Source organism: Siccirubricoccus phaeus (assembly GCF_008360935.1).
GTDB lineage: Bacteria > Pseudomonadota > Alphaproteobacteria > Acetobacterales > Acetobacteraceae > Siccirubricoccus > Siccirubricoccus phaeus.
The window spans coordinates 150,011-161,951 of sequence record NZ_SRXO01000012.1 but is presented as its reverse complement, the minus strand read 5'-3'; the positions used below and the strand labels follow the sequence as shown (position 1 = coordinate 161,951).

Annotated in this window: 11 protein-coding genes; 7 read left to right on the top strand and 4 right to left on the bottom strand. The window is 74.6% G+C overall.

What is annotated here, in order from left to right; translation table 11 throughout:
• Window positions 1-163 precede the first annotated feature (163 nt).
• The 4 genes from E5N76_RS17645 (at window position 164) to E5N76_RS17630 (ending at window position 4,987) form a co-directional block, all read left to right on the top strand.
• Window positions 164-1,900, top strand: coding sequence for a heparinase II/III family protein (locus tag E5N76_RS17645; RefSeq protein WP_149538643.1), 1,737 nt, complete (start codon window positions 164-166; stop codon window positions 1,898-1,900).
• Window positions 1,901-1,962: 62 nt separating this feature from the next.
• On the top strand, window positions 1,963-2,844 hold the full coding sequence (locus E5N76_RS29600) for a hypothetical protein (protein WP_187830236.1): 882 nt from the start codon (window positions 1,963-1,965) through the stop codon (window positions 2,842-2,844).
• A gap of 17 nt (window positions 2,845-2,861) precedes the next feature.
• Window positions 2,862-4,091 (top strand): O-antigen ligase family protein, encoded by a 1,230-nt coding sequence (locus E5N76_RS17635; RefSeq protein WP_235907750.1) that lies wholly within the window; start codon window positions 2,862-2,864, stop codon window positions 4,089-4,091.
• Window positions 4,092-4,402: 311 nt separating this feature from the next.
• Window positions 4,403-4,987 (top strand): sugar transferase, encoded by a 585-nt coding sequence (locus E5N76_RS17630; protein ID WP_149538641.1) that lies wholly within the window; start codon window positions 4,403-4,405, stop codon window positions 4,985-4,987.
• A gap of 282 nt (window positions 4,988-5,269) precedes the next feature.
• Here E5N76_RS17630 and E5N76_RS17625 read toward each other — a convergent pair whose 3' ends face one another.
• Window positions 5,270-6,211: a hypothetical protein gene (locus E5N76_RS17625; protein WP_235907749.1), complete on the bottom strand. Its 942-nt coding sequence runs from the start codon at window positions 6,209-6,211 to the stop codon at window positions 5,270-5,272.
• A 264-nt stretch (window positions 6,212-6,475) separates the two neighbouring features.
• On the opposite strand from E5N76_RS17625, the gene E5N76_RS29595 reads away from it, so the two are divergent.
• From E5N76_RS29595 to E5N76_RS17615, 3 genes are read left to right on the top strand one after another with little or no spacing between them, the layout of a single operon-like run.
• The gene (locus E5N76_RS29595) at window positions 6,476-7,384 is read left to right on the top strand and encodes a sulfite exporter TauE/SafE family protein (RefSeq protein ID WP_187830235.1); all 909 of its coding nucleotides are present in this window, start codon (window positions 6,476-6,478) and stop codon (window positions 7,382-7,384) included.
• The gene (locus E5N76_RS29590; RefSeq protein WP_187830234.1) at window positions 7,381-8,115 is read left to right on the top strand and encodes a TIGR02186 family protein; all 735 of its coding nucleotides are present in this window, start codon (window positions 7,381-7,383) and stop codon (window positions 8,113-8,115) included. Before E5N76_RS29595 ends, E5N76_RS29590 begins: the two co-directional genes overlap by 4 nt.
• Entirely contained in the window at window positions 8,115-8,633 is a 519-nt protein-coding gene (locus E5N76_RS17615; protein WP_149538639.1) for a universal stress protein, read from the top strand. The genes E5N76_RS29590 and E5N76_RS17615 overlap by 1 nt, the downstream gene beginning before the upstream one ends.
• Window positions 8,634-8,863: 230 nt before the next feature.
• Here E5N76_RS17615 and E5N76_RS17610 read toward each other — a convergent pair whose 3' ends face one another.
• The 3 genes from E5N76_RS17610 to ftsY form a co-directional block, all read right to left on the bottom strand.
• Window positions 8,864-9,652: a creatininase family protein gene (locus tag E5N76_RS17610; protein WP_149538638.1), complete on the bottom strand. Its 789-nt coding sequence runs from the start codon at window positions 9,650-9,652 to the stop codon at window positions 8,864-8,866.
• Window positions 9,653-9,854: 202 nt separating this feature from the next.
• Window positions 9,855-10,355, bottom strand: coding sequence for a hypothetical protein (locus E5N76_RS17605; protein ID WP_149538637.1), 501 nt, complete (start codon window positions 10,353-10,355; stop codon window positions 9,855-9,857).
• Entirely contained in the window at window positions 10,355-11,320 is a 966-nt protein-coding gene (gene ftsY / locus E5N76_RS17600; RefSeq protein WP_457852681.1) for a signal recognition particle-docking protein FtsY, read from the bottom strand. The genes E5N76_RS17605 and ftsY overlap by 1 nt, the downstream gene beginning before the upstream one ends.
• Window positions 11,321-11,941: the final 621 nt, after the last annotated feature.

Here is an 11,941-nt window from a genome sequence, read left to right as displayed (position 1 = left end):
AAGACGGGACGGCCGCAACTGCGCCTCAGGATCTGCCCCCTGTTTTGGGTCGGCGAAGCGGGCGAATCGGCCGGCAGCCCGCAACCAAGCAGCGACAAGCCGGCAGCGCCCTGCAATCCTTACGCGGCCGACCGTTAACAAATCAATGCAATATATCACGCAAATGTGGTCCATCCTGGAGGCCGCCCGGCTGCTGGGCCCCCGCCCGGTGCTGCTCGCGGCTTGGCACCGGGCGCCGCTGGCGCAAGGGCTGGCGCGGCTGGCCTTGCGGGACGCCGACGCGCCTTTCGGCCCGTTTCTGCCCGCCCCCGCCCCGGCCGCCCCCGTCCTGCCGCCGGCGCATGCAGCGGCGCTGCTGGCCCGCGCCCGCGCCGTGGCGCCGCCGGATCGGCATGGTCCCTTCTGGCACGGCCCCTTCGACCCGCACCGCCACGCTTTATCGCTCGACCTCTTTGCCCCCGGCGATATCCGCCCGGTCTGGGAGCGGAGTCGCTGGGCGGAGCTGCCCTTGCTGGCCCAGGCGGCGCGGCTGGAGCCGGGAGCCGGGCATCTGGCGCGGGCGGAGGAATTCCTCGCCGCCTGGCTGGCCGCCAACCCGCCCTATCGCGGGCCGAATTGGGCCTGCGGGCAGGAGGCGGCGCTGCGGGCCCTGCATCTGGCGCTGGCCGTGGCCCTGCTGGGCGGCCCGCCGCCGCCGGGGGCCAAGGCGCTGCTGGCGCTGCACGGCAGGCGGATCGCCGCGACGCCCGCCTATGCCATGGCGCAGGACAACAACCACAGCGTCTCGGAACCCGCCGGGCTGCTGGTCTGCGGGTTGTTCTGCGGCGAGGCGGGCTGGGTGCGGCATGGCCGGGCCGGGCTGGCCGCGGCCTTGGCCCGGCTGGTGGCGGCGGATGGCGCCTTCGCCCAGCTTTCCACCCTCTATCACCGGCTGCTGCTGGATGTGCTGGCGGTGACCGCCTGGCTGGCCGGCGAGGCCTTCCCCACCGCGCCGCACCTGCCCGCCGCCGTGGAATGGCTCCGCCGCCTGACCGCGCCGGCGAATGGCGCCACGCCATGGCTCGGCCATCAGGACGGCTCCGCCTTCGCCGATCTCGCTTTGGCCGGGCCGGGGGATGCGCGGCCCAGCCTGGAACGCGCCGCCCGCCTGCTGGCCGGGCATTCGGCGGGCTGGCCAGGAGAGCTTGGCTCGGAGCCGGGCTGCGCCTGGCTCGGCCTGCCGCCGGCGCCACCGCCGCCGCCCCTGCCGGCGGAATGGACCAGCGCCGGGCTGCGCGGCTGGCAGGCGGGCGGGCTGCGCGCCTTCCTCCGCACCGGCCCGCTGCGCTTCCGCCCGGGCCATGCGGATCTGCTCCACCTCGACCTCTGGGACGGCGCCCTGAACCTGCTGCGGGATGGCGGCACCGGCGCCTACAACCCGCCTCCCGGCCAGGAATGGTGGCATGCGCATTTCACCGGCACCGCTGCGCACAACACGGTGGAATTCGACGGCGAGGACCAGATGCCCCGCCTCTCCCGCTTCCTCTTCGGCGGCTGGCCGCAGGCCGGGTTGCTGCCGGAGGGCGGCTGGCTGCAGGACCATCGCGGCCGCAGGCAGGAACGCCGGGTTTGGCTGGCACCCGGTCGGCTGGTGGTGGAGGACCGGCTTTCCGGCCCCTATCGCCGCCTGGCGCTGCGCTGGCGCCTGGCGCCGGCGGCATGGGAGGCCCGGCCGGACGGCGTGGCCGGCCCGCTCGGCCGGCTGCGCGTCACAGGCGACGCCCCCCTCGACCTGCGGTTGGAGGAAGGGGTGGAGAGTCCGCATTACGGGAAGATTCAGCCGGTGCCAGTGCTGATCGCGCGCGGGGCAGGGGAGACGCACCACATCCGCAGCGAAATGACAGTGGAGAATCACCCCTAGGTTGCTTTTGTTTGGCAACAAATCTATTGAATGCCGTGACGCGATCAGGCGGTCGCATGCCATTGGATCAATTGCTCCGGGGGATCTGGCACCACCGCATCGCCGTGCTGACGGCGGCGGCGCTGCTGTTCGGGCTCGGCGCCGGCATCGTGCTGCAGCTTCCGCGCTACTACGCGGCCCAGGCGGTCATCGCCCCGGCCGAGACCACCGGCATCGCCACCTCCAGCCTGCTCTCCCCCACGCCCATGCTCGGCGGCGGGCTGCTGGACCAGCGGCAGAGCGGGCATTTCGCCGTCTATCTGGACGTGCTGCGCGCGCCCGAAGCCGCGGCGATGCTGGCGCGGGAGACCGGGCTGCTGGCGCATCTGACGGCGCTGCGCCAGGCCGGTGCCATGGGCTGGCTCCGCCGCCTGCTCGGCCTGCGGCTGGAGGCCGATGCGGATGACGCGCAGAGCTGGCTGGAACGCAACCTGGCCGCCACCCCCGGCATCGGCACCGTGACCGTCACCCTCACCCTGACCCATCGCGAAAGGGAGGCGGCGCTGGATATGCTGCAGCGCCTGCACGCCCTGGCGGAGGCCAAGGTAAAGGCCGATCTGGTGGAGCTGACGCGGCGGCGCATCGGCTTCATCGAGCAGCGCCTCGCCGCCGAGCGCGACCTTTATGTGCGGAACGCGCTGTACGACCAGCTCGGCCAGCAGCAGCGCAGCCTGCTGGTGGCGGCGGCGGACCAGGCGGTGGCGGCAAGGCTGGTCTCGGCGCCGATGGTGGGGCTGCGCCCCGCCATTCCCAACCGGCCCCTGCTCCTCCTGCTGCTGGCGGTGGCGGCGCCGCTGCTGGCGCTGTTCGGCGCCGCCTGCTGGGTGCTGCTCGCCCCGTCGGCGGCGGGGCGGCGGCTGCACCAGGCGGAGCTGCCCTTCCTCTACCGGGCGGGGGCGGATTGAGCCGGGCGGATGCCTCGGTGCTTACCGCCGGCGCCGGCCTCTTCGCCGCGCTGCTGCAATTCGCCGGGGCGCTGAAATCCCTGCCGGGGATGGGCGGGCTGCCGGTCGATCTCACCGCCCTGGCCCTGCTGGCGCTGCTGCCCTCGCTCGGCTTCCTGCTGGTGCTGCGGCAATGGCGGGTGTCCGCCGCGCTCGGCCCGCCCTTGCTGGGCGCCGGGCTGCTGCTGTTCTGGCTGGTGCTGGCGGGGGGGTGGAGCCGCTCGGCGCATGTGATGGCGGCGAAGCTGCCGCAGATGGTGCTGCTCGGCCCGCCGATGCTGCTGGCCGGGCTGCTGGTGGGCGCGGATGGGCCGACGCGGCGCCGCTTCGCCCTCGCCGTGGTCGGGATCGGGCTGCTGGTCGGCGCCGGGGTGGGCTGGGGACTGGCGCATGACCGGGTGGTGCTGGGCGGCGAGCCCGGTGCCGATCCGGAGCGGACCAGGGTGCAGTACCAATTGGCCGGCCTCGCGATGGCCTGCGGCGGCGGCGTCGCCGCGCTGCGCCTGGTGCTGGCGCGGGGCTGGGCGCGGCTGGGCTGGCTGGCGGTGCTGGGGGCGCTGGCGCTCGCCGTGCTGCTGCCGGGGGGGCGGGCGGCGCTGCTGGCCTTCGGCCTGGGCGTGGCCGGGGCGCCGGCGCTGCTGCTCTGGCGGCGTGGCCGGCCGGGGATGGCGTTGGCCTGGGTGGCGCTGGTCGCCGCCGCCGGGGGCGCCGGGCTGGCGGCGCTGCTGCTGCTGCCGGGCGTCAGCGCCGATCTGGCGACCCTCGACCGGCTGTTCGGCGACCCGACGGAGCGCACCCCGGCGCGGCTGATCCTGTGGCAGGAGGCGCTGCTCTGGGCCGGGAGGATGGCGCCTTTCGGCCTTGGCAGCGGCAGTTTCACCATCGCCGCCGGCACTGGCGATGACCGCCATCTGCACCCGCACAACCATGCGCTGGAGGCGCTGGCGGAGGGTGGGCTGCCCGGGCTGCTGCTCTGGCTGGCGGCCTTCGGGGGCGGGGTGGCGCTGGCGCTTCGCCAGGCCGGGCGGGTGGCGCCGGAGCGGGCGGCGGTGATCGCCGCCCTCACCCTGCCGATCGGGCTGACGGTGATGGTCTCGACCGATCTCGGCAACCGCATGGCCTGGTTCGCGCTCGGCCTGCTGTTTTCGCTGGGGGTGGAGGCGCGGCGGCCTTCCCCGGCGCCTGCGGCCGCCACGGCCCATGTCTAGACGCTGGGGCCAAGGGGGCTGCGGCCTTGGCGGGAGCGCCGCCGGTGCCGGTAGACCATGTCCGGGTGCTGGAATAGCAAGGCTGCGGCCCCGGCAGGGGCGTCGCCGGTGCTGGCGGGCCATGTCCGTACGCCGGGAAGGCGGGGCTGCGGCCCTGGCGGACAGGCCGCCAGCGCTGGCGGGCCATGGCGGGGCGCCGGGAAACCGGGCTGCGGTCCTGGCCGGTGCGCTGCCGACGCTGGCGGGCCATGTCCGGGCGCCGGGAAACCGGGCGGCGACCCTGGCCGGTGCGCTGCCGACGCTGGCGGGCCATGTATAGGGCCTGGGGCAAGCGCGCTTTCGACCTGGCCGGCGCGCTGCTGGCGCTGGCGCTGGCGGCGCCGTTGCCGGCCCTGGTGGCGCTGGCGGTATGGGCCGTGCTGGGCCGGCCGGTGCTGTTCCGCCAGGCGCGGATCGGGCGCGGCGGCGTGCCCTTCATCCTGCTGAAATTCCGCAGCATGGTGGCCGGGCCCGGCGAGGATGCGGCAAGGCTCGGGCGCTTCGGCCGGGCGCTGCGCGCGAGCGGGCTGGATGAGCTGCCGCAGCTCTGGAACGTGCTGCGCGGGGAGATGAGCCTGGTCGGCCCGCGCCCCCTGCCGGTGGAGTATCTGCCGCGCTTCACCCCGGCCCAGGCGGCGCGGCACGCGGTGCGGCCGGGACTCGCCGGGCTGGCCCAGGCGGCGGGCCGGAATGCGGTACCCTGGGAAAGGCGGCTGGCGCTGGACGCGGATTATGCGCGGAAGGTAAGCCTCGCTGGGGATGTGGCGCTGCTGGCGCGGAGCCTGTGGCTGGTGCTGCGCGGCCATGGGGTAACGGCGCCGGGGCATGCGACGATGCCAAGGCTGGGGGAGCAGTAGGGGGCGGCGGGATCGGCGCTGCCAGTTGTGGCAGGAGTTCCGGCGGGCCCCCCGGCCCTCCCCGCGCCGGGCGGGGAAGGGGGGAGCGGCCCGGGAATTCAGTGGTGCCGGAGCCTCGCGGAGCCGCGGCGCGGTTCCCTGGGGGACACTCCCCCCGCCGGGCGTCCCTACCGTGGTCCCGCCACGGCAGGCGGTGCAGGGCGCCCGGAATTCAGCGACGCCTGGCCCCCGTCCGAGAAGCCTCCGTTCGAGGAGGCTCCCGTCCGAGGGCCCCCGGGCGCGTCAGCGATCGGCGCCGCCGACGTAGCCGTACCGTCCCAGCGGAACGGCCCGCCTGGTGCCCACCCGGGCGCCCAGCACCGCCGCAGCGGCGCCGAGCAGCAGCGCGGCGAAGGCCCAATAGGCCCCGACCGCACCGGCCGTCGCCGCCGCATCCGCCGCCTCGCGGGCGCGGCGCTCCGCGGCCTGGGCCGCCTCGGTCGCCTGGGTCTCCGCCTGGGCCAGGCGGCGCTGCGCTTCCTCCGGCGCGATGCCGTATTCGGCGGCGATGAGCCGGCCCAGCCGGTCGCGCTCCGGCTGCGCCAGATTGCCCTCAGTTACCCGGCGGGTGAGGAGCTGGCCGATCTCGGCATTGCGCTGGTCGCTCGTCATCTGTGCCGGGTCGCCGCCGGTGCGGAGCGCGGTCTGCGCCCGTTCTACCAGGGCACGGGGATCCACCTGCTGCGCCGCCTCGGCCGCCGGGCCGCCGGCCGCGCCCGCGGCCTGGCCCATCCCCTGGGCGACGCCGCCCAGCACGGAGGACGCCCCCTGCACGGCCGTGCTCGCCGTGCCGGCAATGATGTTGCCGAGCAGCACCGCCGAGAGCAGGTAGCCGATGGCCCAGACCGAAAGCCCGTGCAGCGTCGTGTCCGTCGAGTCGGCGGAGCCGGAGAGCCGCGCCGCGACATAGCCGCCGGCCGCGAGGCCCAGCAAATTGGCCACCAGCAGCCAGATGCCGCCGGCAATGCCGAAGGCCGCGCCGCTGGGCGAGGCGGCGTTCTGCGCATCCACCGTGCTGGCGCCGATGGCGACGCCGAGGACGGCCAGCATGGCGCCGGTCGCTACCGCCACCACCCCCCCGGCGAAGACGGCGCCCCAGGAGATCCGCGGCGGCAGGGCCGGCGCGCCTTCGGGCAGGGCGGTGCCGGCCCTGAGGTCGGCGTCGGCGATATGGGTCGTGGACATGCGGCGCGGTCCCCCGTTTACGGATTGTGCCACTGCAACGCCGCGTCGCCGCACCGGTTCACGGCTGGCGGAACAGGGTTGCAGCGCGGCCACACCCGGCCCACACCGGGCGCCATTCCCGCTTTGGCCGCACCGGATGCCGCATTGCCGCCACCCTTTGCGGCCAAGGCTGGCGAAGCTTTTCCCCCGGCCCGTCGGCCCCTGGCCGCCCCTGCCCTGCAGGCGCGACCAGGGTGGGCGGCCGCTGTGCTCTGGAATCCCGCGTTGCAGGTCTACCTGCCGATTGCCGAGATGTCCGTGGATGCCTTCCTGCTGGTCGGCATCGGGTTCGGCGTGGGCTGGCTTTCCGGCCTGTTCGGCGTCGGCGGCGGCTTCCTGCTGACGCCGCTGCTCATCCTCGTCGGGATTCCGGCGCCCGTCGCCGTCGCCTCCGGCGCCAACCAGACGCTCGGCGCCTCGGTCTCCGGCCTCATCGCCCAGTGGCGGCGCGGCAATGTGGATGCGCGGATGGGCACGGTGCTGCTCATCGGCGGTTTCATCGGCTCGGTGCTCGGCGTGCAGCTCTTCGCCCTGCTGCGGCGGGTCGGCCAGGTGGATCTCGCCGTCTCGCTCTTCTACGTCATCGTGCTCGGCACCGTCGGCGGGCTGATGGTGATGGAGAGCGTGCGGGCCATCCTCCGCCGCCGCACCGCGCCGCAGCGCAAGCTGCACGAGCATTTCTGGGTGCACGGCCTGCCCTTCAAGATGCGCTTCCGCAAGTCGCGGCTCTACATCTCCGTCATCCCGCCGCTGCTGATCGGCGGCTTCATCGGCATCCTCTCCGCCGTCATGGGCGTGGGCGGCGGCTTCATGCTGGTGCCGGCGATGATCTACCTGCTCGGCATCCCGACCTCGGTGGTGATCGGCACCTCGCTGTTCCAGGTGGTGTTCGTCGCCGCCAACGTCACGCTGTTGCAGGCGGTGCAGCTCGGCACCGTCGATATCCTGCTGACCCTGCTGCTGCTGGCGGGCGGCGTCGCCGGGGCGCAATTCGGCGCCGCCATGGGCAGCAGGCTGCGCGGCGAGGAGACCCGGGCGCTGCTCGGCCTGCTGGTGCTCGGCGTCGCGCTCAGCCTGCTCTGGGGGCTGCTGCGGCCACCGGCCGATCTCTTCAGCAGCGGGGTGGCGCTGTGATCCGGGCGCTTTCCCTGCTGCTGCTGCTCGCCCTGCCGGCGCGGGGGCAGGAGGCGCTGGTGGCCGCCCTCTCCCAGGATGCGGTGGAGGTCACCACCGGCTTCACCGGCGCCCAGCTCATGGTCTTCGGCAGCACGGACCAGCCGATCGGGCCCGGCGGGGATGAGGTGCTGGTGGTGGCGCAGGGGCCGAACCGGCCGGTGGTGGTGCGGCGGAAGGTCCCGGCCCTCGGCTTCCTCTGGGTCAACGGCCCGTCCGCCCGCTTCGCCGAGGTGCCGGGCTTCTACTTCATCGCCGGCACCCGCCCCGCCTGGCAATTGCTGCCGGAGGAGCAGCGGCAGCGGCATAGCCTCGGCCTCGATTCCCTGCGCCTGGTGAGCACCGGGGCGCGCCATCCGCGCTTCCGCGCCGCGCTGCTGGATCTCGAGAAGCGCTCCGGCCTCTGGGTGGAGGACACCCACCCGGTGGAGGTGGCGGGCAGCCGGCTGTTCCATGCCCGGCTGCCCTTGCCGGCGGGGGTGCCGACCGGGGATTACCGGGTGCAGGTGCTCCTCATCCGCTCCCGCCAGGTGGTGGCGCGGCAGACGCTGGATTTCCGCGTGGACCGGGTCGGCACCGCCGACCGGATCGCGACGGTCGCGGAGGATCAGCCCTTCCTCTACGGTATCGCCTGCATCTTCCTGGCCGCGCTTGCCGGCTGGGTGGGGAGCGTGGTGTTCCGGAGGAGCTGATGCCCGAGACGACGCCCGAGGAAGCCACACCCGAGGCCCGGGCCGCCGCGACCAAGCGGGACCGGGTGTTCCTGGTGGTGGTGGATGACAGCCCGGAGCGGGCCATCGCGCTGCGCTATGCCTGCCTGCGGGCGCGGAATGGCGGCGGGCGGGTGGCGCTGCTCCGGGTGATCGAGCCGGAGGGGCTGGTGGAATGGGCCGGCGTCGGCGCGATGATGGCGGAGGAGCGGCGGGAGGAGGCGGAGAAGCTGCTTTCCGCCCTGGCGGCGCAGGTGAACGAGATCACCGGCGGGCTGCCGATATTGCTGATCCGCGAGGGCAATCCGCGGGACGAGCTGCTGGCGCTGCTGGAGGAGGATCCGCGGATTTCCATCCTGGTGCTGGCCTCGGCGGCGGAGAGCGGCGGGCCGGGGCCGCTGATCTCGGCGCTGACCGGGCGGTACGCGTCGCGGGTGCGGGTGCCGATGACGATCGTGCCGGGCGGGCTGGACGACAAGGAATTGGAGCGGGTGACTTAGTTTCCTCGCGGAGTCGCTGGATTGCCGAGGCTTCGCACAGCCTGAAGCGGCAAAGCTGCTGCAGGACACCCGGCGGCTCCCCCTCCCCCGCCGGCGGGGGAGGGTCGGGGTGGGGGTGCCTCTCCGCCCGGCGAGGCGTTCGGCCCCGGCCCGGCAGCACCCCCCACCCTCGGACCGGCAGCCACCCCCACCCTAATCCTCCCCCGCCAGCGGGGGAGGGAACGGCGCCGTTACCCCCGCAGCGCCCGTCCCGGTGCCCAGACCTGGTCCGGCGCGCTCCACAGCGCCTCGTCCCGGATCGCCGCCGCCAGCGCCTCCGTCACCGCCTTGAGGATTGCCTCCCCCTTCTCCGCCGTGGCCGCGCGCGGGTCGCCGCGTACGCCGGTGCGGGGCGCGCGTTCCATGAAGGACCAGAAGCGCACCATGCCCTGGGGCGGGTTGGGCGGCGGGTTGGAGAGGCTCTCGGCGATCTTCTCCTGCCGAACCTGCGCCGCATCCAGGGCCAGCCACAGGCTGGTCTCGCCCTCGCAGGCGTGGTGGATGCCGGGCTGAGTGGTGAGGATGGCGCCAATCTCCTTCGGCGCGAGCTGCGGCCAGGTGGTGACCACGATGGGGATGCCGAATTCCGCCGCCAGCTCCCGCGCGCTGACCGCCAGCGGGTCGATATTGCCGCCATGGCCGTTGACGATCAGCAGCTTGCCGAAGCCATCCGCCAGCAGGGAGCGCACCACGCAGCGCAGCACGCCGTGGAAGGTGGCGTGATCAAGGGTGATGGTGCCGCCGAAGGGCAGGTGGTGCTCGGACAGCCCCAGCCACATCGGCGGCAGCACCGCCACGGGCTTGCCGGAGGCGGCGCCGCCGCGCAGCGCGATCTCATGCGCGCAGTAGCTGTCGGTCCAGACCGGCAGATGCGGGCCGTGCTGTTCCAGGCTGCCGACCGGCAGGATGGCGAGCGCACCCTCCGCCGCCCTGGCCTTCAGCTCCGGCGCGGTCATGCGGTCCCAGCGGATTTCGGTCATCGAGGGCTTCCCCATGCGGTGGGCGGAGATTGGGCCCGAAGCAGGGGGAGGAGGGAAGGGGGCTGAAGGGGCGGTGGCGGCCCGGTCAGCGGAGACGGCATCCCCACTCCGCTGGCGGCAGCGCCCGCGCGGCCGGGCCACCCGTTCCGCGGAGACGGGCCCGGCTCCGTTGGCCGCAGTGCCCAAGCGGCGGGGGAGGGCGCTACGGCGTCAACGCCTGCCGCAGGGCGGCCAGCACTTCCGGCACGCTTTCGCGCACCGCGACATCCGTGGTGAAGCGCAGACCCACCACGACAATGGCGGCGCGGGCGCCGGTGGCATAGCGCTCGGTGGGGCCGCGGACCAGCACCACGCGGTCGGCCGCGATCCAGGTGCCGGCGCCGTTCAGATCGGTCAGCCGCACCAGCCGCAGGCCGAGGGCGGCCAGCCGCCGCGCCACCACCTCGGCCGGCTCCACGCTGCGCTGCTGGACGAAGGCGGTGGTGTCGATGGCGGTGCGGCCATCGGCATGGCCGATGCGTACCACCTGGCGCACGGCCAGCGCCACGGGCGGCGCGCCGGGGGCGGGGATGAGCTGGATGAAGCCCGGCACGTCCGGCAGGGCGGGTTGGGATGGCGGCTGCGGCTGGCTCTCGGCCCGCCCCTGCGCCCGCGCCAGCCCCGCCACCGGCAGCATCGCCAGGAGCAGGGCCCGGCGGCGCATCACTCCAGCCCCATCAGCCCGCGGGCGAAATCCCGCGCTTCGAAGGGGCGGAGGTCGCCGGCCTTCTCGCCGACGCCGACGAAATGCACCGGCAGGCCGAATTCCTGCGCCAGCGCCACCACCACGCCGCCCTTGGCCGAGCCGTCCAGCTTCGTCACGGCGAGGCCGGAGACATCCACCATCTCCTTGAACACCTTGGCCTGCTGCAGGGCGTTCTGGCCGGTGGTCGCGTCCAGCACCAGCAGCACGGAATGCGGCGCCGAGGCATCCACGCGCCGGAGGACGCGCACCACCTTGCGCAGCTCCTCCATCAGCGCGGTCTTGTTATGCAGGCGGCCGGCGGTGTCCACCAGCAGCACCCGGGTGCCATCGGCGCGGGCGGCGGTCAGCGCGTCGAAGGCGAGGCCGGCGGCATCGGCGCCCTGCTTCGCGGGGGCGTGGACCTTGGCGCCGGTGCGGTCGCCCCAGATCTGGAGCTGCTCGACGGCTGCGGCGCGGAAAGTGTCGCCGGCGACGAAGGCGCAGCGCAGCCCCTGTTCCCGGTATTGCTGGCCGAGCTTGGCGATGGTGGTGGTCTTGCCGGTGCCGTTCACGCCGACCACCAGCACCACATGCGGCGCCCTGGTGGGGTCGATGGGCATGGGCTGGGCAACGGGGCCGAGGATGGCGGCGATTTCCTCGGCCAGCGTCGCCTTCACCTCCTCATCCGTCACCTCCTTGCCGAAGCGGGTGCGGCGGAAGCTTTCGACGATGCGGCGGGAGGCGGCGACGCCGAGATCGGCGGTGATCAGCGTGTCCTCCAGCTCTTCCAGCGCTTCGTCATCCAGGCGGCGCTTGCGGAAGAGGGAGGTGACGCTTTCCGTCAGTTTGGCGGTGGAGCGGGAGAGCCCGGCCTTGAGGCGGGAGAACCAGCCGCCGCGCTGCTCCGGCTCGGGTGGCGCGGCGGGGGGTGGCGGAGGGGGAATCGGGGCCGTGACCGGTGTCGGCGGGACCGAGACCGAGACCTGCGGCGCGACCGGGGCGGATGGGGGTGGTGCCGGAGGGGCGGCAAGCGGTGCAGGCGGGGCCAGCGGGGCCGCGACCCGCGCCGCAGGGGCCGGCGGGGCCGGGGCGGAGACCGGCGGTGCGGCCGCTGGAGACGGGATCGGTGCCGATGGCACGGCAACCGAGGGCGGCACGGCCCGTGCCGGGGCCGGCGACGTCGCTGGCGGGGAGGGGATTGGCGCCGGAGGGGCGACGAAGGGCGGAGCGGGCGGCGTGCGCTCGGCTGGCGCGGCCGGCGGCGGCGAGGCGGGTGCCGAAGGCGCAGCGACGGGCACCGGCGGCACCGGGGACGGCGCGCGCTCCGGCGCGGGCGGCGGTGGCGTCGGCGAGAGAGATGTTGAAGGCGTTGCGACCGGCGCGGGCGAGGGGGTGTACCCGGCCGGCGCGGAGGGCAGCGCGGTTGGCGTGGGCGGGGCGGGGGCCGAAGGCGCGGCGGCTGGTGCGGGCGGGGCCGGGGTCGGCGTCTGCCCGGCCGGCGTGAAGGGTGGTGCGGTTGGCGCGGGCGGGATGGGGGCCGGAGGCGCGGCGGCTGGTGCGGGCGG